Below are 22,982 nucleotides of genomic sequence, written 5' to 3'. Positions count from 1 at the left end.
GGCTCGGTAAGTACCGAGCCCTTCGTTTTTCTCCGATAGCTAGTAGCCATTATTGTCCGGCAAAAAGAGAGTCCAACGTTAGTCCCTGCTGCTTGAGTGAATCTCTTAGCTTTCTTAACGCTTCCACCTGGATTTGACGAACACGCTCTCGAGTTAAGCCGATTTCACGACCGACGTCTTCAAGCGTTGATGCTTCATATCCCAGCAAGCCGAAGCGACGCGCAAGCACTTCTTTTTGCTTATCGTTGAGTGACTCCAGCCAGTCAGTAATATTCGTTTTCAGGTTTTCATCCTGAAGCACACCTTCTGGACCGTGATCATCTTCGTCCGCCAGAATATCCAGCAAAGCTTTATCGTTTTCGCCTCCCACTGGCGTATCGACCGATGCTATGCGCTCATTCAAACGCAGCATTTTAGTAATATCACCAACCGGCTTATCCAGACTCTTAGCAATATCTTCCGCTGTTGGCTCATGGTCAAGCTTGTGCGCCAGTTCACGTGCTGCTCGCAGGTAGATATTCAGCTCTTTAACCACATGAATGGGTAAACGAATGGTGCGGGTTTGGTTCATAATTGCCCGCTCAATGGTTTGGCGTATCCACCAAGTGGCGTAGGTTGAAAAACGGAATCCTCGTTCCGGATCAAACTTTTCAACCGCACGAATAAGACCTAAATTCCCCTCTTCCACTAAATCCAGTAACGCTAAGCCCCGGTTTGAATAGCGGCGGGCAATTTTAACCACCAATCGAAGATTACTTTCAATCATGCGCCGACGAGCGGCTTTATCGCCTTTTAACGCACGTCGTGAATAAAAGACCTCTTCTTCAGCGGTCAGTAATGGAGAAAAGCCTATCTCACCTAAGTAAAGCTGAGTGGCATCCATTTTCTTTTGATATTGACTCGAGGACGATGATAGCGCCTCTTCTAACTCCTCATCAGAGCTCGTTGCGGACTGTTGCGCTTCATCTGCGTTTTCAAGTAGCGCTTCTTCCTCGTTGATTTCGATAGTGTCGACAGCTTCTTCCTTTATCTGGCTCATAACAAGCTCCTGTTAATCTGAAAACCGTGTTAATGCACACGTCGACCTCCATATCTTGTTATTATTATTTCCACGTCACTAGCGAGAGCTCGGCAAATAATGCTCAGGATTCACCGACTTACCTCTGAAACGAACCTCAAAATGCAATTTAACACCTTTTGCACCCGAGTCCCCCATGCGGGCTATCGTTTCACCTGTGTCCACCCATTCTTGTTCTTTGACGAGAATGTCCTCATTGTGGGCATAGGCAGTAATATAATCATCGTTATGTTTCAAAATGATTAAATTACCAAAACCTCTAAGCGCATTTCCGACATAAACCACTTTACCCGCTGCGGCAGCTTTTACCGGGTCACCCCTGTTACCCGCAAAATCGAGCCCTTTATTTCCTCTGTCTTTCAGTGAAAAACGTTCAATAACCTTTCCTGTCGACGGCCACTCCCAAGCTAACTCGGCGTTGCTCGGCATTGCCGCTTCAGTCCTTACCCGTACCGACTTTTGGCGCCTTTGTTTGCGAGTATCGGCTTGTTTTTTCACTGTTTTTTTTGTGCCTACTTTTTGACCATACTCTTTCTTCTGAGTCTTGGCAACGGGCGTTTTTATATTATTTTGTGCGCGATCTGCTGTTTTTTTATTACTTTGAGATCTTTGAGTTGGTTCACTGGTACCGGTACTTTTTGCACTGCCCACCAAGTCCAGTGTCTGACCCGGGTATATGGTGTAAGGTCTTGCTAAGTTATTCAACCGAGCTATGTCATCAACGTCCATGTTGGCGCGAAACGCAATTGAATAAAGGGTTTCTCCTTTTTGTACTTCGTACTTTTTGGCATCTAACGAGTTAGGCTGAAAATCCCGGTATGTTTTGCCGGTATACAAGGTATCAACAGGAGCCGGCTGAGAGCGACTGCTGCACCCTTGCAGCACAATTGGCAGCAAGGCAAACATAATTAAGCTTGTTAGCACCCCGTTTTTCAGTCGCATCCCTAAACCAATTGCATCACTAAGTAAGCTATTAGCAATAGTATTACCAGTGACCAGCCTATTCGATCAACATATTCACGAAGTTTTACAGCCATTTTCGGCCCACCGGTTTTAAGCAGCCACGCCACCAGATAAAAACGCAAACCGCGACTAATAACCGACGCTAATAAAAACGGGAAAAACGCAATTTGCATAACGCCCGCGGTCACCGTAAACAACTTATAAGGAATCGGCGAAAAACCCGCAATAAAGACAATCCAAAAACCCCAGGTTGCAAACCAGCTTTTGACAACTTCGAGTTTGCTTTCATAACCCAAAGTTTCAACGGCAGGCAAAACCACGGTTTCAAACGCCCAGAACCCAAGAAAATAACCAAGCACCCCACCGGCAGCTGAGCTTACCGTTGTTAAGAACGCCAAGCGCCAGGCTTTGTCCGGTTGCGTCATCGCCATTGGCGCCAACATGACGTCTGGTGGAATGGGAAAAATAACGGACTCCGAAAAGCTGAGTAAAGCCAAAATAGCTTTTGCTCGAGGATGTTCAGACCAACTTAACACTCTGTCATAAAGCGCAGAAAACAGCTTCAACTGAGCTCTCCTTTCACTAAAGGCACAAACCGAACATCACCAATTTGCTGCTGTTCAACGCTGTCACCAAAACGACGAATAACCGTCAGACTTTGGGATTCATTTGTACCGCCAACCGGGATAATCATGACGCCACCATCGGCTAGCTGTGCCACTAAGTCGGTTGGCACTTCACTAGCGGCCGCTGTGACAATAATACCGTCAAAAGGCGCTTTACTGCTCCAACCTTTCCAACCATCACCATGTCGCATTGACACATTGTGCAAGTCTAATTGACGCAGTCGGCGCTTGGCCTGATATTGCAGCTGAGCAATGCGCTCTACGCTAAAAACTTTATCGACCAACTGAGCCAGTATCGCGGTTTGATAGCCAGAACCAGTACCAATTTCCAATACATTGTGACAGTCGTGTTGCATCAATAACTGGGTCATTGTCGCGACCATTAATGGCTGCGAAATAGTCTGTCCATTACCAATAGGCAGTGCGGTATTCTCGTACGCCTTATGGGCTAATGACTCCGGCATAAATACATGGCGCGGCGTTTCAGCTATAACCTGCAACACTTGCTGGTTGGTAATACCCAGATCGCTCAATTGCTGGATAAGCTTTTTGGCTCGCGCCTGTCCACTGATTGTCTTCATCATTTTTTCTGATCTAACCACTCCGTTAACGTATCGGTATGGCGCTGAGCCGTCATATCGAGACTTAATGGCGTAATGGACACATATCCGTCATGAATTGCCGCAAAATCAGTTTGAGGCTCATCACTCGTATGATGTCCGATTGGACCATACCAAAAAATTTCGTTACCAAAAGGGTCGCGATCGTGCACCATCGTATCCGCACGGTGACGACGTCCTAGCTTCGTTACCTTCGTACCTTTCAACTTATCGTAAGTGGTATAGGGCACATTAATGTTAAGCACGGTATCTAAACGCAACGGCGCTTTTTCCATGTCAGACACAATATCTGCAACAATTTTTGCCGCCGTCTCATAATAGTCGTGACCTCGACCCCCCATAGAAACAGCAATTGACGGCAATCCCATAAAGCGCCCCTCCATCGCCGCAGCCACCGTGCCGGAATACAAAACGTCGTCACCCATGTTTGGACTGTCATTAATACCCGAAACCACTAAATCGACGTCTTCCGCTATGGGTGAGTTTGTGCCTAAGTGAACACAGTCTGTTGGTGTGCCATTCACCGAGTAAAAGCCATTATCCAGCTTGCGAATACGAAGTGGGTTGTGCAGCGTTAACGAGTTACTTGCGCCAGAGCAGTTTCTATCCGGCGCAATGACCCGCACTTCAGCTACTTCTTTTAATGCCAGGTAAAGCGCCCGAATTCCCGGAGCATGCACACCATCATCATTACTCAGCAAAATTTTCATCATTTGGGTTCACCACTTATTGTCGCAATTTCATTTAAAATCGTTGTTGCATAAGCACCGGAAGGCAGAGTAAAACTCAACTCAACGGTAGCTTCGTCAAGTTCATTAAGTTCCGCTTCAGCGGGAATGACTTTCCAGGCACGCCGGGCTTCATCAACCCGAAGCTTGGCTAACGCCTCTATCCAGCTTTCGTAAGGCGCCAACAGTCTATTTTCAAACGCTGCCGACTCACCTGCAGTCATCGTCTTTTTAGCCGAACCTGGCAGAGGCAATGCAATTTCAATATCGTTACTGCTAAGCCGTTGCTTAAGTTCGTCGTCCCACTGTTCAACCGTAAACATCGAGTTAGAACCAGCCAATACTGCACAGTCTCCGTCTAATAAAGCGTCTGCACCCAATTGCTTAACGCGCTCTGACGCTATTAAATTAAACAGATAACTCCGCAACGCCGATAAATAAAGCCCTCGTTTGGTTTTCGATAGTCGTTTAGGACGGCTAGCCAATATCCACTTTTCGGCTTCGGCCACGTTATCGCCGAAACGGCCAAAGCGCTGCTCACCAAAGTAGTTGATAGCACCGCTCTGTGTGACTTGATGCCAGCGTTTTTTCAAAAGCGCCATATCGCTGACATTGTGTAAGCGAATGACAAAGCGGTTGCCGGTATGTAGGCCACTGCGTAACTTTTTCGTGCGCCTGATAACACGCTCAACTGTCATTTCGTCATCGTTGAGTTGCTGCCAGTCCAACGTGTCTTTACCCGGTAGCTGTATGGAGAACCATTGCCAGGTAATCGCTTGTCTGTCTTTCAGACCAGAGTAACTGACTTGCTTTGGCGACACGCCGGCAAAACGGGCAATTTTCTCAGCGCAAAAGGCCGTATTGGCTCCCCTCTTTTTCACCCATAGCCATTGATGCTCACCCTCTTGCTCATCGTCAACATTGAGTTGTTCGATAACCTGAAAGTCTTCGGGCGACGCTTTAAAAGCAACGTTTGGCTTTTCACCGGCGTTTAGAGCCGCTAACTCCTGACAATTAACTTGTTCTGGTGCCAACATTAAAACGACTCCATCAGCACGACTGCATGGCAGGCAATGCCTTCTTCCCGCCCAACAAACCCCAGCTTCTCCGTTGTGGTTGCTTTAACATTGACGTTATCTACGCAGGTTTTTAAACAGCCCGCGATACGCGAACGCATGTCGTCAATGTAAGGGGCCATCTTCGGTGCTTGAGCGACAATAGTAATATCGATGTTGCCGACCTGAAATTCTTTCTGCTGACACAAATTAACAGCATGCTCTAAAAGTTGTGCGCTGTCCGCGCCTTTGTATTTGTCATCAGTATCAGGAAAGAGCTTGCCAATATCGCCCAATGCCATAGCACCCAACAACGCATCGGTCACAGCATGGAGAACCACGTCACCATCAGAGTGCGCCTCCAGCCCCTGTGAATGAGGAATTTCAATCCCACCTAAAATCAACGGTTTATCAGCGCCCCACCGGTGCACGTCATAACCATGACCCACTCGAATTTTCATTGAGTTATTTCCTTATTCTGTCGTTACGGGTGCCAACAGCCAGCTGACAACACATTCAAAGTCTTCCGGGTGAGTGACCTTTAGATTTTTAAAAGCGCCCTCAATCAAAACCGGTTGATACCCCAACCACTGCATTGCCGAGGCCTCATCGGTCAGTTGCGGATTGTGCACGCCCATGTGATTGATACCATTCAATAACGTTCGTGCATGAAACACTTGCGGAGTCTGTGCTTGCCATAAGTGCTCACGTTCAACACTTTCTTCGATATGTGCAGCTTGGTCGTTCAAGGACATGGCTCGCTTTAAAGAGTCTCGAACCGGAATGGCTAAAATAGCGCCGTGCTGACTGGCAACCCCGCTATCAATGACCCGGGCTAGCGCCTCTTTAGGTAAGCAAGGCCTTGCCGCATCATGAACCAGTGCGTGCGTTGCCCCCTGAACCAATGCGTATTCAACTCCCTTGCACACTGATTCAGCGCGTGTTTCGCCGCCACGAACATAAGTAACGGTCTGCGACACCGCTAACTCTGAAACATCAGGTAAGTCGTTTGAATCCGGATCAGACACCGCAACTATCACTTCGGTTACACGCGGGTCAGCGCATACCGCTTCAATGCTGTACTGTAATAAGGTTTTACCGCCAACGGTTAAAAACTGTTTAGGAATATTGCTTTGCATTCGGCTGCCGTGGCCGGCTGCCGGTATAACCGCTTTAACGTTGCAGTGTTCGGTGGGGTCGGTGCTTGTCATATCGCTATTGTGCTCTGTCCGGAACCAGACGGAAGAACACTTCGTCCTTTTTAATCATTCCCAGTTCATTACGAGCACGCTCTTCTAACGCATCTTCACCGTCACGCAAGTCTTCAATATCTGCGTAAATCAGTTGGTTGCGCCGTTCGAGATTTTCATTCGTTATTTTTTGGTTGCTGACTTCCTGTTGCAAACGCCAATAATCTGGCAAACTGTTTTTCCCAAACCAGAGACGGTATTGTAGCGCCAGGAATAAGGTCAACAACACAACCAGAGTCACCCGCATGCTCAGCTCCGTTGTTATTATTGTTATCATTATGAAGACTATTGCAGCGACTGAAAAGCCGTTTTCAAACATTAGCGATAAAAGAGGTTAATTTGGAGTATTTTGCCGCCGCATTGGTATTCTTTTTCGCCGCTATGCTGCAAGGCATTAGTGGTTTTGGCTCTGGCCTACTCGCCGTTCCCATTTTGGCTTTGTGGTTTCCTATCAGCGTTCTGACACCAGCCTTGTCGGTCATAAATATCATGGTAGGTGCCTGGATCTATTGGAAAAACCGTGAAGCCGCCCGCCCGTCACAATGGAAGTGGCTGATTATATCGGGCGTTATCACATCAATTATTGCCGGTTCCTTGTTACTCGCTATTGATGACAAACTCATTAAGTTGGTTCTTGGCGGTGTTATTTTAGCAGTGGCGCTTGCTCTTGCCAGCGGCAAACAGTTCCCAACCGCAGAACACGCACCAGGTCACATTGCGGTAGGCAGTAGTTCAGGCGTTTTAAACGGCTTAATGACCCTCGGAGGCCCGCCCATTGTTCTGTTTCTGGCAAACGCCCGTATTCCTAAGCAGCAGTTCAGAGCCACTTTAAGCCTGTTTTTTTGCTGTATTGCCATCGCTAACGTGTTCAACTTTTCACGTCAGGCCATCTACGCAGAAGCACACTTTTACCTTATTTTGAGCCTATTGCCGGGCGCACTGATTGGCGCAACCGTCGGTCACAAGCTCCAGCATCATGTTTCCGAGTATCGTTTCCGTCAATTAACGCTCGTATTAATGATGCTATCCGGTGTGAGTGTATTGGCTCAAAGTATTCGCCTGTAAACCAACTGAAGGTCGCTATGACGTTAATTTATACCCATGAAAACAAACTTTTAGTGGAAAACGTGCGTAATATGTTACGCATGAATGGTATAGAAACCGTTATGAAAAATGAGTTTTCAAGTGGTGCAGCTGGCGACTTAGCGCCACTGGACACGTGGCCAGAGCTTTGGTTAGTTGACGACACTCAACTTGCCACAGCGCAGAAACTCATAGAGCAAATAGAAGTACAGGCAAATGGTGACGACTGGCGTTGTAACCAATGCCAGGAATTAAACGGCTCAGCCTTTGAGGTTTGCTGGAATTGCGGTGCTGCAGCCAATTGACGAAAATATGCATTAAAAATAATAACGAAGGAGACATCGATGAATGGAACTGAAACCTATTTATTAGCTTACTGGGGCGTTTTTACGGCTCTGGTTATTTTATTACTTCAGTGGTTCGTTGCCAGTGGGCGCAAAGCCAAACAACCCGGCGCCGTGCCAGGAAAAATTAACGAGTCACTCAGTCACGACTCGTTTGTTTTTCGTGCGCATCGAACCTTTATGAACTCACTTGAAAACTATCCTCTTATGCTGGGCACGACTTTTCTGGCGTTCTTTGTTGGCGCAAGTGCGTTCTGGACAGCGCTGCTGGTTTGGATATTTGTGGGTGCACGTCTTATTCACATGGTGCTTTACTACGTTATTGCCACTGAGAAGAACCCAAGTCCACGCAGCTACTTTTTTATGATTGGTCTGTTCGCCAATATCGCTTTGCTGATAGTTTGTGGTGTCACCTTAGCGGGCTAAAACAGTACTGTGGGCGGCATTAAATGTCCGCCCACTCTCTCATTAGGTTATGAAACACTTTCGTCAACCGATCAAAGTTTGCCGACTTACCGTTCGCCTCAAACTCAGCTTTCAAGGACTGCTCAACGTCAAACAAAAGCTCCCGGTGGCTGGGGTGTTTTATCACGCTTTGCACCCAGCCTATCATTGCCAGACGCGCCCCTTGGGTCACCTCATTAACCCGATGTAGGTAGTGGCTTGGGTATATCAATATATCCCCTTTCCCCAGCCGCCAGCTTCGCTCTCCGCTGGAGTCCTCAATAACCAGTTCACCGCCCTCAAAGGCTTCAGGTTCGGATAACCCCAACGTAAAAGAAATGTCAGTACGCACACCGTTCATTAAAGAGTCATCCATGTGGGTACCATAATACTGACCCGGCTCATAGCGGTTAATGCTGCAACGAGCCACATGTTTTGGTCGCATAGCCGACTGCACCAATGGGTTAGTATGGAGCTTTTCAAGCAATAAGTCGGTGGCCGCTTTGGCTTTTTTGCCGGTCAGTTGCTGATTGTTTTTAACCTCTTTGGCTGCCCAGCCCGCCGTGGCTTTACCGTCACTAAATTGTACTGCAGACAGCCCTGCAATGAGATTGTCTATAACGACCTCATCAATCGCTTTTTGAACGTGAAATATCATAGCCTAAACTTGCGAATAGTTATCATTTCTGCAAATATACACGAGATCATTCTTTCAAAAAAGCACATAAGGTTTTTTCTATGTTTGAGAAGAGAAAAGTTTGGGTTGGTGTCGGCAGTGTCTTAGCGTCAACAATGGCCGCCTCAACCGTTAATGCAGCGCCATTAACTCAGCCAAACGCGGCACCGGCTTCTTTTATGGCGGCCCCCATGGCGGAAGGTGAAATGGCCGCACCTGAAATAGATTTAAGCACTAATGACACCGCATTTTTGGCGCAACTTGGTTTTATTCGTGGTCACCTTTGGGTTGGCATGAAGCTTTATGAGCAAGGCCACATTGAAATGGCAAAAACCCATATGAAGCACCCTGGCGATGAGCTTTACGCAGGTCTCAAGGAAGCTTTTTCAGATCGTGGACAACCGGGTTTTGCTGATGAACTGGAAGCGTTAGCTGACAGCGTTATCAACGACAACAGCAAAGACGTTGTCATGAATAATTACAACGTACTACTTGATGCTATCAGCGCACACGAACCTATCGCTGATATGTCCGCAAAGAGTGTTCTATTAAGCATAGCGACTATGCTGATGGCAACTGCCGATGAGTACGCCGTGGGTATCCAGAATGGCAAAGTAGCGCAAGTACATGAATATCAGGATGCACTCGGCTTTAAGGAAATTGCCCTTAATCGTTTGGAGCGAATTAAGCACGAGGAAGCCGAAAAAGCATCAGGCGCCATTGAGGAAACGCGCAATGTGTTGATGTCTTTAGCAGACCTTTGGCCAACCATTACTCCGGAAGGTGAGTTGCAAGGTGATGCCAGCAAAATCTATGGCGCAGCATCACGTATTGAATTGGAAGCTCGCAGTATTTAAAACCACTTTCTACCTCTTTGCTTACCCCTGGGTATACTCCTCAATATACCCATTCTATACCCCAGGGAGTAAGCAAGTTTTACCTCTTCGTTTCACTCGTAAAAAGCCAACAAAACAGTAACCTATAGACATCTTAAGTCAGTCACTGAGGTGTCATTATGAACATTCAATCTACTTTAAAAGTAGGCGCAGTAGCAGCCTCTGTTGTCGCCTTTTTTCTAGCACAACCTGCTGAAGCGGCAGATGGCAAGAACGCCTATAAAAAATACTGCCAGGCGTGTCACCAACCAGCAGGTAAAGGTTTAGCTGGTGTTTTTCCTCCGCTTGCGGACAACCCAAATATTAAAGACAAAACAGACTACATCGCCCAGACCATAATAAACGGCAAATCAGGCGCAGTCACTGTCAATGGTGCTACATACAACGGCGCTATGCCTCCTATGTCATACCTAAAAGACGCTGACATTGCCGCCATTGTGAACTATGTCAATACCGAACTGGCTAACGGCAGCAGCACTATTGAAGCAAGCGCTGTCGCAGGCTCTCGTTAATTTTTAACTATCCTATGAACAAGGAAGAACAATTATGAAATCACTCAGTCTCTCAGTTATCAGTGCGTCTATTTTGGCAGCCGCTGCCTCCGTTTCAGCTCCTGTTGCTTTCGCTGACACCGAATTAAAGCACGACAGCGAATACGTCATTGACGGCAAAGTCTATGGCCTACCTGAAGCTAAGGTTTACCGCGAAGACTACACTGGTCCTGCGGTTGTCGGTGACTACCTGACTCAAGTGCCTAACTTGGCCAAGCTTGATTATAAAGGTAACAAAACACATGACGTTCGCATGGACGTGTTTTCACAAAAAGTGGAAGTTGCTCCTGGCGTGAGCTACTCAGCATGGACTTTTGGTGGTTCTGTACCGGGGCCTGTATTGCACGTGCGTGAAGGTGATCGAGTTATTTTCAAGATGAAAAACCGCTCTGACGAAGAGGTCACTATTACTAAGCCGGTGAAAAATGGCTCACCATTCTTCCAGCAGTTACAGGCAAACACTTACCAAAATAACCAACCAGTTATTAATCCAATGCCACACTCTATGGACTTCCATAGCGGAACCGTTGCGGCTGAAGACAAGTGGCGCACTATTTCACCAGGCGAAACTATTGAGTTTGAATGGATTGCTAACTATGCCGGTACTTACATGTATCACTGTGGTACTTCCAGCGTGTTAATGCACACTGCAATGGGCCAGTACGGTGCGGTCGTTGTATCACCAAAAGACGGTTACCCAACTGACGCCGACAAGGAATACGTGCTGGTTCAGTCTGAACACTACTTAGAAGAAGTGGGTGACGGTGAATTTATTTACAATCATGACGCTGCACTTAATCGTCAGCCCAGCCACGTTACGTTTAATGGGCATGTCGGTGCACTGAGTGACTCGCCATTACGCGCTGATGAAGGCGACCGTGTGCGCTTACACGTACTAAATGCAGGACCTTCTGGTACTTCCAGCTTCCATGTTATTGGCGCTATCTTTGACCGCGTTTGGTACGAAGGCGACCCACGTAACGATTGGTACGGCATGCAAACCGTTTTACTCGGCGCAAGTAATAGCGCAACTATCGAGTTTGTCGTACCAGAAGAAGGCATCTACAAGCTAGTCGATCATGAGTTTGCTGATGCTGAGCTTGGCGCTGCTGGTGCCCTTATTGCGGGTCCACGTAAAGACAAGTAAGGAGACGGTTATGGTTAAGTGGCTTGGAGTTGCGGGACTTATGTTCTCTACGCTGACAGCGTCACCGCTAGTACTCTCAGACCCAGTCCGTATTAATGGTGGCGAGTTTGAACCGCCGGTTTTGTTGGACAAGGAACGTCTTAGCATTGAAATTAATAGCTTCATGCTTGACGCAACTCCGGTCACTAACCAACTTTTTCTCGACTTTGTTAACAGCCACCCTAAATGGCAGCGAGACAACATCGCTGCCCTGTTTCACGACGGAAATTACCTAAAGCACTGGCCTAAAAAAGACGCTTACCCTAACGGCCAGGCGGATCATCCAGTCACTTATGTGTCATGGTTTGCGGCACGTGAATATTGTGCTGCACAAGGTGGTCGTTTACCCAGCCTCAATGAATGGGAATACGCCTCTGTTCAATATCGTCAGCAACAAAACATCAGCGATGACGATTATGCACGCAACTTATTTGCCTGGTACAGCCAACCGAAAAGCGACGAACAAACCGTGGACATTAATGCCACTGAGCTCAGTCATATGTATGACCGGGTTAACGAGTGGGTTGAAGACTATCAGTTACTGTTAACCAACGGTGATGATGTCGACTTATTATCGGGCTCTTGCGGCGATGGAGCGCGTTTCTTATCGAGCTTTACCAAAGCCAATTACGCCACATTTTTTCGCTATCAGTCTCGTAGCGACTACGCACCACAGAGCTCAACCAGCACCATGGGTTTTCGCTGTGCTTACGACATTCATTCCGACAACGGAGACCAATTATGAACAACTTATTTAAACCATCCGCTTATGCGGCACTGATTCTATCAAGCGCCCTGCTTGCATTGGCTCCGGCAGTCGCACAAGATCACTCTCAACACAAATCTGGACATGGGAACCACGCAAGTCATAAAAACCACACCAGCATGAAAGCCGCGAAAGTATCGCATTCTTCATCGGTGTATCAGGTTGATGGGCATTGGATAACACACAAAGGTGAGCATATGACACTAGCTGACTTACAAGGGCAGCCGGTCATTGTCTCAATGATATATGGCAGCTGCACCACCGCCTGTCCGGTTCTCGTCAATGACGCTAAACGTCTGTACACCAGTTTGAGTAACGAAGCTCAAAAGCAAGTGAAACTGGTGATGGTCAGCTTCGACAACTCTCGCGATACACCAAAAGCGTTGGCTGACTACGTTAAGCAGTACAAGCTAAACAGCAATAGATGGATCTTTCTACACGGCGAAGATCAAGATATTCGGACCTTGGCAACCGTGCTGGGTGTTCGCTACAGAAAGCGGCCTGACGGGGATTTTGACCACAGCAATCTGATTACCGTGCTCGATGAAAATGGCGTTATTCAACACCGTGTTGAAGGCTTAGGCCAGCCAATGGAAGACGCTGCCAAAGTCGTTAATAAATTGACACAGAAGTAATGAATAATGCATTCGTTGTTGCAATAAGCTAAGTATTTTGTTCCACTAAAAAAGAATCTTGTCGGAGTGCCTCGTTACTTAAAGAGTGACAGGCTGAGACCGCAAAGCGGGATCCGTTGAACCTGATCAGGCTAATACCTGCGAAGGGAACAAGAGAGCAATGGCCAGGGAGTCTCCCTTTTTCAGTGCTATTGTTCCTTTCAACACTCCTGACAAGCATCTCTAAACCCTGTTATTTTTTAGCTGGAGAGAATGCTATGTCATCAACTAATCGTCAAAATCGCCAACAAGCAGAATCGTTTTTAACGTCCGTTTCGGGCCGCTATTTTCCTAATTCAACCCGTGAATTTCTTCAAGGCAGTCAGCCTGATATTCATGTGCCATTTCGCCGTATTCATTTAAGCGAAACTTTGCATCAGCCAACACCAGGCGTAACGCTCCCCCCCAATTTACCCGTAGACGTTTACGATACATCCAGTGTCTATGGTGACCCTAACTCAGTCGTCGATGTAAAAACCGGACTAAAACCACTGCGATCAGGCTGGATAAGCGCAAGGGCTAAAAATGCCGACAAAAGCGGCGTGACACAGCTAGCTTATGCGCGCCGTGGCATTGTGACTCCCGAAATGGAATTTATTGCGTTGCGGGAAAACATGGGTCGGGAGCATTTAGACAACCCGGTAACCCCGGAATTTGTTCGTGATGAGGTTGCCAAAGGTCGCGCCATTATTCCGGCCAATGTGAACCACCCGGAATCTGAGCCTATGATCATAGGTCGCAACTTTTTAGTGAAAGTAAACGCGAATATCGGCAACTCATCGGTCAGTTCATCGATTGAAGAAGAAGTTGAAAAGCTGATTTGGGCCACTCGTTGGGGGGCGGATACGGTAATGGACTTGTCGACCGGACGTAATATTCACCAAACCCGAGAATGGATTCTACGCAACAGCCCGGTTCCCATTGGTACCGTTCCTATTTATCAGGCACTGGAGCGCGTTAATGGTATCGCCAAAGACCTAACCTGGCCGATATTTAAGGAAGTGCTTTTGGAGCAAGCTGAGCAAGGCGTTGACTACTTCACTATTCATGCGGGCGTGTTACATGACTTTATCGAACTGACGGCTAACCGAGTGACGGGTATTGTATCGCGCGGTGGTTCGATTATGGCTAAGTGGTGCATGGCGCACCGTAAAGAGAGCTTCCTGTACGAACATTTCCGCGATATTTGTGAGATATGTGCAAAATATGATGTTTCGCTGTCATTGGGTGACGGCTTACGTCCGGGGTCTATTGCTGATGCCAATGACAAGGCTCAGTTCGCTGAGCTCCGTGTTTTAGGTGAGCTGACTACGATAGCCTGGGAATATGACGTACAAGTCATGATTGAAGGTCCGGGCCATGTCCCCATGCATAAAATTCAGGAAAACATGGACGAACAGCTAAAACATTGCCATGAAGCGCCTTTTTATACACTCGGACCCTTAACCACAGACATAGCCCCCGGCTATGATCATATTACGTCCGGTATCGGAGCCGCCATGATAGGTGCCTTTGGCTGCGCCATGCTCTGTTACGTTACACCGAAAGAGCACTTAGGTCTGCCCAATAAAGAAGACGTTAAGCAAGGGCTCATTGCGTACAAAATTGCAGCACACGCCGCTGATTTAGCGAAAGGACACCCGGGTGCCCAGGCAAGAGACGACGCCATGTCCAAAGCTCGCTTTGAGTTTCGTTGGGAGGATCAGTTCAACCTCGCATTAGATCCTGTAACCGCGCGCAATTATCACGATGAAACCTTGCCACAGGAGTCCAATAAAACGGCGCAGTTTTGTTCCATGTGCGGTCCTAAATTCTGCTCCATGAAAATTTCCCATGAGGTAAGGCAGTATTCAGGGCATTTAGCGAATGAGCGCATCGATGTCACCTTTAAAGATGCAGCGGCTGATGAAGTTGGAGCTGAGTCATGACTGACGCACGCTCTGAACAGCCTGTGGTATGGACTATCGCAGGCTCTGACAGCGGCGGTGGAGCGGGTATTCAGGCCGATCTGCACACCGCTAGAAGCTTTGATTGCCACGGTTGCAGCGTTATTACTACAGTAACGGCACAGAATTCGGTCGCAGTAACAGGGTTGTATGAATTAAGTGATCAGGCGGTTAGCCAACAACTTAACTGTCTGCTGAAGGATATGCCTCCAGCGGCCATTAAAATTGGCTTGCTCAGTAACAGCGAGCAATTGGATGCCATTGTCGAATTTTTGCAAGCCTGGCCTAAAACCGTTGAGAAGCCTTTTGTAGTCTGGGATCCGGTCATGATCACCACCCAAAATGATCCGTTGTCGACCTTAACGCAAAAACAAAGCCATAGACTGTTAACGCTTGTTGACCTGATAACCCCCAATACCGATGAGGTGTCATGGCTGAGCGGCATTAGAGTCGCCGATAAAGAAAGTGCTTTAACCGCTGCGTCAAAACTCGTTAACTTGGGTGCAAACGGTGTGCTGATAACCGGCGTCGAAGATGAGCTGCACGATAACGAAGCGATAGCTGATATTTACGTACCTAAAACACCAATTTATGACCAACCGTATCTGACCTATTTACAGAAGAAAGTGACAACCAGTCATGACCACGGCACCGGCTGCACCCTCTCATCAGCAATTGCTGCCGTTGCTGCGCACGATTATCCGGTGGAAGACGCTATAACACTGGCTAATGCCTATGTTCACAAGGGTTTACTGGAGGCGACGCGGGTTGGCAAAGGCCCAGGCCCGGTTGCTCATACTCGTTGGCCTAACAATCTTAAACACTTTCCGAATATACAGGCTACTCATCTTCCGCCCCAAACTTCAGCATTTCCCAAACTCGACGAGTCGCCTGGGTTATATCCCGTTGTTGATTCCTTTGAGTGGGTTCAACATTTGCTGCAGCTGGGCGTAAAAACCTTGCAGCTGCGGATAAAATCCGCCCCCACGGAGGCGGTTGAGTTAGCGATAAAACGCGGTATCGAGCTGGCTCAGTCGTATCAAGCACAACTGTTTATTAATGACCACTGGCAGCTTGCCATAAAACACGGTGCTTACGGTGTCCATTTAGGACAGGAAGACTTACAAACGGTGGATTTAGAAGCGTTACGCTCAAGTGAAGTTCGATTAGGAATTTCTACACACAGTTACACCGAGGTTCTTATCGCCCTGCAATACGCGCCATCGTATATTGCGCTTGGTCATATTTTCCCAACCCAAACTAAGGAGATGCCGTCCAAACCACAAGGACTGGAGCGTTTGGCACGTTATGTCGCTTTATTAAAACCGACCGGTATACCTACGGTCGCTATCGGTGGTATTTCCAAAGCGCGCATTGCGAAAGTAAAACAAACCGGTGTTAACGGCATTGCTTTAGTTAGCGCCATTACAAAAGCCGCGAACACCGAAGCCGCCATTAACGAACTTCATCAAGAGTTGGAGGCTGCTCATGCTGACTGATCAACAAGCTCTGCGCTACAGCAGCAACCTACTTATTGGCTCCATTGGAGAAAGTGGACAGCAACGTTTACTGGACAGCCAAGTACTCATTATTGGGCTTGGAGGTTTAGGCACTCCTGCCAGTCAATATCTGGCGTCATCTGGCGTTGGCCAGCTGACACTCATGGATCACGATAAAGTATCGCTAAGTAACCTACAACGGCAAATGCTGTACAGTAGTTTGGATATTGGCTTACCTAAAGTCACACAAGCTGCACAGCGCTTAGCCGATATAAATCCAGACGTCGATATAACAACATTATCGCAGGCGGCGTCCGAAGATACTCTGAGAGAGCACATTGGTACGTGCGATATCGTGCTCGATTGCACCGATAACCGTGACACTCGTTATCTCATTAACCGTTACTGCTATTGGTTCAACAAACCACTGATTAGTGGCGCTGCCCGAGGTTTTAACGGACAGGTCGTCGCTTTACATCCTGGTCACGATCATGGGTGCTATCAATGCCTTTACCCTACTGAAGTTAAAGAACCCCTGGACTGCAGTAACGCCGGCATTGCTGCCCCTGTCGTCGGCATTATTGGCGCCATGCAGTCGCTTCTTGCGATTCAATACTTAACACAACACGAATTGCCCTGGGGGTTGCTTAAGTCATTTGATGGTCTCGGTCACCAATGGCACGTAGCTGAATTACCCAAGTCAGCAACGTGCCCAATTTGCGGAGGTGAAAATGCAAATAACCGTTAATGGTAAACCAATGCGATTCGATGGCGTTTTGCGTTTGTCGGAGTTTTTTGAACATCAACAAATCAACACTGCTGCTATTGCTGTTGCCGTCAACGGCGTTGTTATCCATCGTGAGAATTGGCATGAACATAGGCTGAATCACGACGACTCATTGACCATTATTCAAGCGGTTGCAGGAGGGTAAAATGCTAACCATTGCGAATAAAACCTTTAGCTCAAGGTTGTTCATTGGTAGTGGCAAATACAGTAGCGCCGACGTAATGAAATCGTCTATTCGTGCGTCCGGCAGCGAACTGATTACGCTGGCCTTAAAGCGCGTTGACTTCAATCAGCCAACCGATGACATTGTCACTCCAATTAAGGAGTTGGGTCTCGATATATTGCCCAATACGTCGGGTGCAAAAACCGCTGACGAAGCCATTTACGCTGCAAGATTGGCACGCGAGGCACTGCAAACCCATTGGTTGAAGTTGGAGATACACCCTGATCCTAATTACCTACTGCCCGACCCTATCGAGACACTGAAAGCAGCCGAACAGCTGGTTAAAGAAGGCTTTGTTGTTATGCCGTACTGTGGCGCCGATCCCGTGTTATGCAAACGGTTGGAGGAAGTAGGCTGTGAGGCGGTAATGCCACTTGGTTCCCCTATCGGCTCTAACAAAGGGTTGGTCACCCGGGACTTCTTAAACATTATTATCGAACAAGCGTCAGTACCTGTTGTGGTCGATGCGGGCATTGGTGCTCCCAGCCATGCGGCTGAAGCCATGGAGATAGGTGCTGACGCTGTTTTGGTCAACACGGCCATCGCAACGGCACATGATCCGATAGCGATGTCCAACGCGTTTCGTCAGACCGTTGATGCCGGTAGAACCGCCTTTGAAGCCGGCCTTTCGGGCATACTTTCGGGAACAGCCCCGAACAATCGCAACAGCTCAATGCATGCCCAAGCCTCCAGCCCACTGACCGAGTTTATAGAAACGTTATGAGCAACAGTTTTTACGATGTCTGGAAACAGCTTAGCTGGGATGACATGACGCTCAAGTTATACAGTTCAAACGCTGATGACGTCGAGCGTGCACTCAATAAGAACAGACTAAACAATGATGACTTTATGGCGCTGCTATCGCCGGCAGCAGAGCGCTATCTACCAGCCTTGGCTGAGCGATCACAAATGCTCACGAGACAGCGCTTTGGTAATACGTTACAGCTTTTCATTCCTTTGTATTTGTCCAACTTGTGCGCCAACGATTGCAGCTACTGCGGCTTTTCAATGAGCAACCGGCTCAAGCGAAAAACCTTGTCGGTGGCTGAAATTGAACAAGAATGCCGCGCTATAAAGGCCAAGGGCTTTGATACCATTTTGATTGTCACCGGAGAACACGAGACCAAGGTCGGCATCGAGTACTTCCGGCAAGCCATGCCAATTATTAAACGCTATTTTAGCTACGTGATGTTTGAAGTTCAGCCGCTGTCTTCTCATGAATACAACCAGCTTCGGCAACACGGTTTAGACGCAGTAATGGTGTACCAGGAAACTTATAGCTCCCTAACCTACTCTCAACACCATTTAAAAGGCAAAAAACGCGACTTCCGTTGGCGTCTTGAAACACCGGATAGGCTCGGTGCATGTGGCATGGACAAAATAGGTCTTGGATCGTTGATTGGACTGGAAGACTGGCGTACCGACAGTACCTTCACGGCAATACACCTCGACTATATGCGTAAACGCTACTGGCGCAGTCGGTATTCTTTGTCGTTTCCTCGTTTGCGCCCGTGTACTGGTGGCGTTTCAGGTGTAAAAGACATGACCAACAAACAGCTGGTACAGCTTATTTGCGCCTATCGATTACGGTTTCCCGATGTCGAGCTTAGCCTCTCAACCCGTGAGGAACAAAGTTTACGAGATGGTCTGTTCAGTTTAGGGGTGACTTCCGTCAGTGCAGAGTCCAAAACTCAGCCTGGTGGGTATGCTAATGAAAATGAGGAGCTAGAGCAGTTTTCTATCGACGATGAGCGTTCAGTTAATGAGGTGGCTAATGCGATAAAGGCAAAAGGATTACAGCCTGTTTGGACCGACTGGCTTAATGAGCTATCCGCAACGCCACCTGAAACTTTTTCCAGTCCAGAGTAGCAACCAATAACAGCTCGCGCAGCGTGAGAGTGCGCGGGTTAATTCGACCTTTGTGATTCCACTGATGCCCACAACAGGCAGCTGTCATAACTCGCTTATTGGGCTTGAGTAACGTATCTTCTTCATGCTCGCCCTGCCCGGCAAAGTCTAACCAGCCTCGGTAGTTCAACCGCAAACGCTGTTTATCGGTGTCCACCCGATCAATGCTGTCGAGCATGATAGTCGTAAATTCCGGAGTTTTATAAAGTACCGGCACCACCAGACCTAACGCGGCATGCTTTGAGAACCAGGAGACTTGTTTTTCAACTGAGGTCCCCGATGACGGGACTTTCGTTGGCTGCGGAGCCTGCCAACTCGCATTTTGAACATCCAGTTTCAGAGGAGACTGCTTAGCGGCATTCAAACAACCGTGAGCAGCATGGCGAATATAGTTCGGAAGACTGGCTAATCGGCGTTGCAGTGCGGCAACTGGCATGTCATCGACTTGCGACAGTTGCTGCAATTCACGCTCATACAGCGCTGAGCACAGCTCGGCAAAATCGCCTTGCTGTGCCAGCGGCTGAAATATGTCAGCTTGTTGATTAGCCAGCGTTGACTTCCTGTCGTCCGCGGTAAGGCGCTTGGCCATTCAAATCGCCCTCTATACGCAATAATTGGTTGTACTTAGCAACGCGGTCAGAGCGGCACAGTGAACCCGTTTTAATTTGTCCGGCGGCTGTACCCACTGCTAAGTCTGCAATAGTGGCGTCTTCGGTTTCACCAGAGCGATGAGAAATAACTGCCGTGTAACCTGCTTCACGTGCCATTGCAATCGCTGCTAAGGTTTCTGTCAGGCTACCAATCTGATTAAATTTAATCAAAATTGAATTAGCGATCGACTTGTCGATGCCTTCTTTCAGAATACGCGTATTGGTCACAAACAAGTCATCACCGACCAACTGAACTTTGCTGCCCAGTTTTTCGGTTAAGACTTTCCAGCCGTCCCAGTCACTTTCGTCCAGGCCATCTTCAATAGAGATGATTGGGTAACGGTCGCAAAGCTCTGCCAGGTAGTCGGCAAACTCTTCCGCAGTAAATGATTTGCCTTCACCAGACAACTCATATTTATCATCACGGTAGAATTCCGAGGCTGCACAGTCTAATGCTAACGTAATGTCGCTGCCCATTTTGTAGCCCGCGTTTTCAACCGCTTCAACAATGACCTGTAAAGCTTCTTCGTTCGACGCCAAGTTTGGTGCAAAACCACCTTCGTCACCAACCGCCGTGCTTAAGCCTCGCTTCTGCAGAACCTTTTTCAGAGCATGGAATACTTCAGCGCCCATACGCAGTCCTTCTTTAAAGCTGTCAGCGCCAACCGGTTGAATCATAAACTCTTGAATGTCGACGTTATTGTCTGCGTGCTCACCACCATTAAGAATATTCATCATAGGCAATGGCATGCTGTATTTACCGCTGGTGTTGTTCAGGTTCGCAATGTGCTCATAAAGCTCAACGCCCTGACTCAAAGCTGCTGCTTTAGCTACCGCCAAAGACACCGCCAAAATTGCGTTTGCGCCCAACTTTTCTTTATTGTCAGTACCGTCTAACTTCAACATGATGTTGTCGATAGCGTCCTGGCTGTCAGCGTCTTTACCCATTAAAGCTTCAGCAATAGCGCCATTAATATTAGCAACAGCGGTTTGTACGCCTTTACCGAGGTAACGCGACTTGTCACCGTCACGCAGCTCTAATGCTTCGCGTGAGCCGGTTGACGCACCGCTTGGTGCTGCGGCACGACCCATGTGACCAGACTCTAAATACACATCGGCTTCTACGGTTGGGTTACCGCGAGAATCCATAATTTCGCGACCAACAACTTTAACAATCTTGCTCATTCTTCAATCCTGTTTAATACGTAACGTTTCGTTAAGTGACTAAAATTAAGCCATGCGCTCTTTACGGAATTTACCCGCGGCTTCAATAAAGCCTTTAAATAACGGATGCCCGTCACGCGGTGTTGATGTGAACTCCGGATGGAACTGTACCGCCACAAACCATGGGTGTTTCGGGTTTTCCAGAATCTCAACTAACTGCTTGTCGTGCGAGTAACCAGTAATTTTTAAACCGGCTTTTTCCAACGGCTCAATATAATGGTTGTTCACTTCATAACGGTGACGATGGCGCTCTTCAATCACCTCTTTACCGTACATTTCAAGCGCTTTCGAGCCTTTTTCTAAGTGGCATTCCTGTGACCCAAGGCGCATAGTACCGCCTAAATCAGAGTGCTTATCACGCAGTTCCTTCTGACCGTTTGCGTCCATCCACTCGGTAATAAGTCCCACGACAGGATCGCTGCAATTTTCGTCAAACTCAGTGCTGTTTGCGCCCGTTAAGCCAGCAACGTTACGAGCAAACTCAATCATGGCCACTTGCATACCTAAACAAATGCCTAAGTACGGAATATTGTTCTCACGTGCGTATTTCGCCGCAATAAGCTTGCCTTCAATACCGCGATCACCAAAACCACCTGGGACTAAAATAGCGTCCACATCTTCTAGTTTGGACGTACCTTTGGTTTCTAAATCTTGTGAATCGATGTAACGAATATTAACGGTTAAGCGATTTTTAAGCCCAGCATGCGCCAGCGCCTCGTTTACCGATTTGTAGGCATCCGGCAGCTCAACGTACTTACCGACAAAACCAACCGTTACTTCACCATTCGGGTTCGACTCTTGATACAGAACCTCTTCCCACTCGTGCAAGTCGGCTTCAGGACACTCTAAACGGAAACGATGCGTCACAATTTCATCCAGCCCCTGCGCTTTTAGCATAGACGGGATTTTGTAAATACTGTCAACGTCGCGTAAGCCGATGACTGCACGCTCTTCTACATTGGTAAATAGAGCAATTTTCGAGCGTTCAGATGCTGGCAGTGAGCGGTCAGAGCGACAGACCAGAACGTCTGGCTGAATACCAATAGAACGCAGCTCTTTTACTGAGTGCTGAGTTGGTTTGGTTTTCACCTCACCTGCAGCACCTAAGAACGGCACTAAGGTCAGATGCATAAACAAGGTATGGTCACGCCCGATTTCCGTGCCTAACTGGCGAATAGCTTCCAGGAAAGGTTGAGACTCTATATCACCTACCGTGCCGCCAATCTCAATGATGGCAATATCAAAGCCTTCGCTGCCTTCAATAACACGGCGCTTAATTTCGTTGGTGATGTGCGGAATGACCTGAATGGTCGCCCCTAAAAACTCTCCTTTACGCTCACGGCGAATAATGTCTTCATAGACACGGCCGGTGGTAAAGTTGTTGTTGCTGGTCATGCGAGTACGAATGAAACGCTCGTAATGACCAAGGTCAAGGTCGGTCTCAGCCCCGTCTACGGTAACGAATACTTCACCGTGCTGAGTCGGGCTCATGGTGCCTGGATCTACGTTAATGTAGGGGTCCAGTTTCATGATAGTTACGTTTAAGCCCCGTGCTTCAAGAATTGCCGCCAAGGAGGCTGCAGCAATGCCTTTACCCAGCGAGGATACAACTCCGCCGGTTACGAAAATATAGTTTGTCGCCATGTGATACCCAGTTGGTCAGGTCGAATTTGGGATTGCTTTAAGACGGGAAAGTAGTATACCGAAAGTCGGTCATGACGACAAATGAAAAAGCACGCAACCTAGTCTTTAAGTACGCCGGTTTGCTAGTATAGCACCAGCAAAAGTCTATTTGGGAGTTAGTT

Annotated in this window: 27 protein-coding genes and 1 riboswitch; of the genes, 14 read left to right on the top strand and 13 right to left on the bottom strand. The window is 47.9% G+C overall.

Features of this window, described 5'->3' with window-relative positions:
- Window positions 1-49: 49 nt before the first annotated feature.
- The 9 genes from rpoS to ftsB all read right to left on the bottom strand — a co-directional run bounded on the left by rpoS (window position 50) and on the right by ftsB (window position 6,567).
- Window positions 50-1,039, bottom strand: a complete 990-nt coding sequence (rpoS, locus tag EST55_RS02125; RefSeq protein ID WP_100690271.1) for an RNA polymerase sigma factor RpoS — start codon at window positions 1,037-1,039, stop codon at window positions 50-52.
- Window positions 1,040-1,117: 78 nt separating this feature from the next.
- A complete protein-coding gene (locus tag EST55_RS02120; protein ID WP_129496343.1) occupies window positions 1,118-2,020 on the bottom strand; it encodes a peptidoglycan DD-metalloendopeptidase family protein in 903 nt (300 codons plus the stop codon).
- 2 nt (window positions 2,021-2,022) lie between these two features.
- Window positions 2,023-2,607, bottom strand: coding sequence for a YqaA family protein (locus EST55_RS02115; RefSeq protein WP_100690273.1), 585 nt, complete (start codon window positions 2,605-2,607; stop codon window positions 2,023-2,025).
- Window positions 2,604-3,248, bottom strand: coding sequence for a protein-L-isoaspartate(D-aspartate) O-methyltransferase (locus tag EST55_RS02110; RefSeq protein ID WP_129496558.1), 645 nt, complete (start codon window positions 3,246-3,248; stop codon window positions 2,604-2,606). Before EST55_RS02110 ends, EST55_RS02115 begins: the two co-directional genes overlap by 4 nt.
- Window positions 3,248-4,000 (bottom strand): 5'/3'-nucleotidase SurE, encoded by a 753-nt coding sequence (surE, locus tag EST55_RS02105; protein ID WP_088768334.1) that lies wholly within the window; start codon window positions 3,998-4,000, stop codon window positions 3,248-3,250. The genes EST55_RS02110 and surE overlap by 1 nt, the downstream gene beginning before the upstream one ends.
- A complete protein-coding gene (locus EST55_RS02100; protein WP_129496342.1) occupies window positions 3,997-5,052 on the bottom strand; it encodes a tRNA pseudouridine(13) synthase TruD in 1,056 nt (351 codons plus the stop codon). The genes surE and EST55_RS02100 overlap by 4 nt, the downstream gene beginning before the upstream one ends.
- Entirely contained in the window at window positions 5,052-5,531 is a 480-nt protein-coding gene (ispF, locus tag EST55_RS02095; RefSeq protein WP_129496341.1) for a 2-C-methyl-D-erythritol 2,4-cyclodiphosphate synthase, read from the bottom strand. Before ispF ends, EST55_RS02100 begins: the two co-directional genes overlap by 1 nt.
- A gap of 12 nt (window positions 5,532-5,543) precedes the next feature.
- Window positions 5,544-6,281, bottom strand: coding sequence for a 2-C-methyl-D-erythritol 4-phosphate cytidylyltransferase (gene ispD, locus EST55_RS02090; RefSeq protein WP_129496340.1), 738 nt, complete (start codon window positions 6,279-6,281; stop codon window positions 5,544-5,546).
- 4 nt (window positions 6,282-6,285) lie between these two features.
- The gene (ftsB, locus tag EST55_RS02085; protein WP_100690277.1) at window positions 6,286-6,567 is read right to left on the bottom strand and encodes a cell division protein FtsB; all 282 of its coding nucleotides are present in this window, start codon (window positions 6,565-6,567) and stop codon (window positions 6,286-6,288) included.
- Window positions 6,568-6,608: 41 nt separating this feature from the next.
- Between ftsB and EST55_RS02080 the strand changes: the two genes are divergently transcribed.
- Genes EST55_RS02080 through EST55_RS02070 form a run of 3 tightly spaced genes read left to right on the top strand, consistent with a single transcriptional unit; the run spans window position 6,609 to window position 8,173 of the window.
- Window positions 6,609-7,385: a sulfite exporter TauE/SafE family protein gene (locus EST55_RS02080; protein WP_240665223.1), complete on the top strand. Its 777-nt coding sequence runs from the start codon at window positions 6,609-6,611 to the stop codon at window positions 7,383-7,385.
- A gap of 17 nt (window positions 7,386-7,402) precedes the next feature.
- Entirely contained in the window at window positions 7,403-7,708 is a 306-nt protein-coding gene (locus EST55_RS02075) for a DUF2007 domain-containing protein (protein WP_129496339.1), read from the top strand.
- 39 nt (window positions 7,709-7,747) lie between these two features.
- Window positions 7,748-8,173, top strand: a complete 426-nt coding sequence (locus EST55_RS02070; RefSeq protein ID WP_129496338.1) for an MAPEG family protein — start codon at window positions 7,748-7,750, stop codon at window positions 8,171-8,173.
- 19 nt (window positions 8,174-8,192) lie between these two features.
- Here EST55_RS02070 and EST55_RS02065 read toward each other — a convergent pair whose 3' ends face one another.
- Entirely contained in the window at window positions 8,193-8,849 is a 657-nt protein-coding gene (locus EST55_RS02065) for a Fe2+-dependent dioxygenase (protein WP_129496337.1), read from the bottom strand.
- A gap of 80 nt (window positions 8,850-8,929) precedes the next feature.
- Here EST55_RS02065 and EST55_RS02060 point away from each other — a divergent pair, with 80 nt between their 5' ends.
- The 11 genes from EST55_RS02060 to thiH all read left to right on the top strand — a co-directional run bounded on the left by EST55_RS02060 (window position 8,930) and on the right by thiH (window position 19,264).
- A complete protein-coding gene (locus EST55_RS02060) occupies window positions 8,930-9,724 on the top strand; it encodes a hypothetical protein (protein ID WP_129496336.1) in 795 nt (264 codons plus the stop codon).
- A gap of 158 nt (window positions 9,725-9,882) precedes the next feature.
- Entirely contained in the window at window positions 9,883-10,275 is a 393-nt protein-coding gene (locus tag EST55_RS02055; protein ID WP_129496335.1) for a cytochrome c, read from the top strand.
- Between the two features lie 34 nt (window positions 10,276-10,309).
- Entirely contained in the window at window positions 10,310-11,461 is a 1,152-nt protein-coding gene (locus tag EST55_RS02050) for a multicopper oxidase domain-containing protein (RefSeq protein ID WP_100690284.1), read from the top strand.
- A gap of 10 nt (window positions 11,462-11,471) precedes the next feature.
- Complete coding sequence (locus EST55_RS02045; RefSeq protein WP_129496334.1) at window positions 11,472-12,245, top strand: formylglycine-generating enzyme family protein; 774 nt, start codon at window positions 11,472-11,474, stop codon at window positions 12,243-12,245.
- Window positions 12,242-12,901: an SCO family protein gene (locus EST55_RS02040; RefSeq protein WP_129496333.1), complete on the top strand. Its 660-nt coding sequence runs from the start codon at window positions 12,242-12,244 to the stop codon at window positions 12,899-12,901. The genes EST55_RS02045 and EST55_RS02040 overlap by 4 nt, the downstream gene beginning before the upstream one ends.
- A 52-nt stretch (window positions 12,902-12,953) precedes the next feature.
- Window positions 12,954-13,067, top strand: a riboswitch (TPP riboswitch).
- 91 nt (window positions 13,068-13,158) lie between these two features.
- Window positions 13,159-14,868: a phosphomethylpyrimidine synthase ThiC gene (gene thiC / locus EST55_RS02035; protein ID WP_129496332.1), complete on the top strand. Its 1,710-nt coding sequence runs from the start codon at window positions 13,159-13,161 to the stop codon at window positions 14,866-14,868.
- Window positions 14,865-16,385 (top strand): thiamine phosphate synthase, encoded by a 1,521-nt coding sequence (gene thiE, locus EST55_RS02030; protein ID WP_129496331.1) that lies wholly within the window; start codon window positions 14,865-14,867, stop codon window positions 16,383-16,385. The genes thiC and thiE overlap by 4 nt, the downstream gene beginning before the upstream one ends.
- Window positions 16,375-17,133 carry a HesA/MoeB/ThiF family protein gene (locus tag EST55_RS02025; RefSeq protein ID WP_129496330.1) on the top strand — a complete coding sequence of 253 codons (759 nt, stop codon included), beginning with the start codon at window positions 16,375-16,377 and terminating at the stop codon, window positions 17,131-17,133. Before thiE ends, EST55_RS02025 begins: the two co-directional genes overlap by 11 nt.
- The gene (gene thiS / locus EST55_RS02020) at window positions 17,117-17,317 is read left to right on the top strand and encodes a sulfur carrier protein ThiS (protein WP_088768346.1); all 201 of its coding nucleotides are present in this window, start codon (window positions 17,117-17,119) and stop codon (window positions 17,315-17,317) included. Before EST55_RS02025 ends, thiS begins: the two co-directional genes overlap by 17 nt.
- A 1-nt stretch (window position 17,318) precedes the next feature.
- On the top strand, window positions 17,319-18,119 hold the full coding sequence (locus EST55_RS02015) for a thiazole synthase (RefSeq protein ID WP_129496329.1): 801 nt from the start codon (window positions 17,319-17,321) through the stop codon (window positions 18,117-18,119).
- Window positions 18,116-19,264: a 2-iminoacetate synthase ThiH gene (gene thiH / locus EST55_RS02010; protein WP_129496328.1), complete on the top strand. Its 1,149-nt coding sequence runs from the start codon at window positions 18,116-18,118 to the stop codon at window positions 19,262-19,264. Before EST55_RS02015 ends, thiH begins: the two co-directional genes overlap by 4 nt.
- On the opposite strand, the gene EST55_RS02005 is transcribed toward thiH, so the two are convergent.
- Genes EST55_RS02005 through EST55_RS01995 form a run of 3 tightly spaced genes read right to left on the bottom strand, consistent with a single transcriptional unit; the run spans window position 19,215 to window position 22,821 of the window.
- Window positions 19,215-19,892 carry a hypothetical protein gene (locus EST55_RS02005; RefSeq protein WP_129496327.1) on the bottom strand — a complete coding sequence of 226 codons (678 nt, stop codon included), beginning with the start codon at window positions 19,890-19,892 and terminating at the stop codon, window positions 19,215-19,217. The genes thiH and EST55_RS02005 overlap by 50 nt on opposite strands.
- Entirely contained in the window at window positions 19,846-21,138 is a 1,293-nt protein-coding gene (eno, locus tag EST55_RS02000) for a phosphopyruvate hydratase (RefSeq protein ID WP_129496326.1), read from the bottom strand. The genes EST55_RS02005 and eno overlap by 47 nt, the downstream gene beginning before the upstream one ends.
- Before the next feature lie 45 nt (window positions 21,139-21,183).
- Window positions 21,184-22,821: a CTP synthase gene (locus tag EST55_RS01995; RefSeq protein WP_129496325.1), complete on the bottom strand. Its 1,638-nt coding sequence runs from the start codon at window positions 22,819-22,821 to the stop codon at window positions 21,184-21,186.
- Window positions 22,822-22,982: the final 161 nt, after the last annotated feature.

Origin of the sequence: Idiomarina sp. 29L, assembly GCF_004123135.1 — a bacterium.
Taxonomy (GTDB): domain Bacteria; phylum Pseudomonadota; class Gammaproteobacteria; order Enterobacterales; family Alteromonadaceae; genus Idiomarina.
The sequence above is the reverse complement of the archived record's forward strand: the minus strand, read 5'-3'. Positions and strand labels throughout refer to the sequence as shown.

Bases quoted from the DNA above. Each gene is read 5' to 3' on its own strand.
- rpoS (WP_100690271.1), bottom strand. From the start codon at position 1,039: ATGAGCCAGATAAAGGAAGAAGCTGTCGACACTATCGAAATCAACGAG.
- EST55_RS02120 (WP_129496343.1), bottom strand. From the start codon at position 2,020: ATGCGACTGAAAAACGGGGTGCTAACAAGCTTAATTATGTTTGCCTTG.
- EST55_RS02110 (WP_129496558.1), bottom strand. From the start codon at position 3,248: ATGAAGACAATCAGTGGACAGGCGCGAGCCAAAAAGCTTATCCAGCAA.
- surE (WP_088768334.1), bottom strand. From the start codon at position 4,000: ATGATGAAAATTTTGCTGAGTAATGATGATGGTGTGCATGCTCCGGGA.
- EST55_RS02100 (WP_129496342.1), bottom strand. From the start codon at position 5,052: ATGTTGGCACCAGAACAAGTTAATTGTCAGGAGTTAGCGGCTCTAAAC.
- ispF (WP_129496341.1), bottom strand. From the start codon at position 5,531: ATGAAAATTCGAGTGGGTCATGGTTATGACGTGCACCGGTGGGGCGCT.
- ispD (WP_129496340.1), bottom strand. From the start codon at position 6,281: ATGACAAGCACCGACCCCACCGAACACTGCAACGTTAAAGCGGTTATA.
- ftsB (WP_100690277.1), bottom strand. From the start codon at position 6,567: ATGCGGGTGACTCTGGTTGTGTTGTTGACCTTATTCCTGGCGCTACAA.
- EST55_RS02075 (WP_129496339.1), top strand. From the start codon at position 7,403: ATGACGTTAATTTATACCCATGAAAACAAACTTTTAGTGGAAAACGTG.
- EST55_RS02070 (WP_129496338.1), top strand. From the start codon at position 7,748: ATGAATGGAACTGAAACCTATTTATTAGCTTACTGGGGCGTTTTTACG.
- EST55_RS02065 (WP_129496337.1), bottom strand. From the start codon at position 8,849: ATGATATTTCACGTTCAAAAAGCGATTGATGAGGTCGTTATAGACAAT.
- EST55_RS02060 (WP_129496336.1), top strand. From the start codon at position 8,930: ATGTTTGAGAAGAGAAAAGTTTGGGTTGGTGTCGGCAGTGTCTTAGCG.
- EST55_RS02055 (WP_129496335.1), top strand. From the start codon at position 9,883: ATGAACATTCAATCTACTTTAAAAGTAGGCGCAGTAGCAGCCTCTGTT.
- EST55_RS02050 (WP_100690284.1), top strand. From the start codon at position 10,310: ATGAAATCACTCAGTCTCTCAGTTATCAGTGCGTCTATTTTGGCAGCC.
- EST55_RS02045 (WP_129496334.1), top strand. From the start codon at position 11,472: ATGGTTAAGTGGCTTGGAGTTGCGGGACTTATGTTCTCTACGCTGACA.
- EST55_RS02040 (WP_129496333.1), top strand. From the start codon at position 12,242: ATGAACAACTTATTTAAACCATCCGCTTATGCGGCACTGATTCTATCA.
- thiC (WP_129496332.1), top strand. From the start codon at position 13,159: ATGTCATCAACTAATCGTCAAAATCGCCAACAAGCAGAATCGTTTTTA.
- thiE (WP_129496331.1), top strand. From the start codon at position 14,865: ATGACTGACGCACGCTCTGAACAGCCTGTGGTATGGACTATCGCAGGC.
- EST55_RS02025 (WP_129496330.1), top strand. From the start codon at position 16,375: ATGCTGACTGATCAACAAGCTCTGCGCTACAGCAGCAACCTACTTATT.
- thiS (WP_088768346.1), top strand. From the start codon at position 17,117: ATGCAAATAACCGTTAATGGTAAACCAATGCGATTCGATGGCGTTTTG.
- EST55_RS02015 (WP_129496329.1), top strand. From the start codon at position 17,319: ATGCTAACCATTGCGAATAAAACCTTTAGCTCAAGGTTGTTCATTGGT.
- thiH (WP_129496328.1), top strand. From the start codon at position 18,116: ATGAGCAACAGTTTTTACGATGTCTGGAAACAGCTTAGCTGGGATGAC.
- EST55_RS02005 (WP_129496327.1), bottom strand. From the start codon at position 19,892: ATGGCCAAGCGCCTTACCGCGGACGACAGGAAGTCAACGCTGGCTAAT.
- eno (WP_129496326.1), bottom strand. From the start codon at position 21,138: ATGAGCAAGATTGTTAAAGTTGTTGGTCGCGAAATTATGGATTCTCGC.
- EST55_RS01995 (WP_129496325.1), bottom strand. From the start codon at position 22,821: ATGGCGACAAACTATATTTTCGTAACCGGCGGAGTTGTATCCTCGCTG.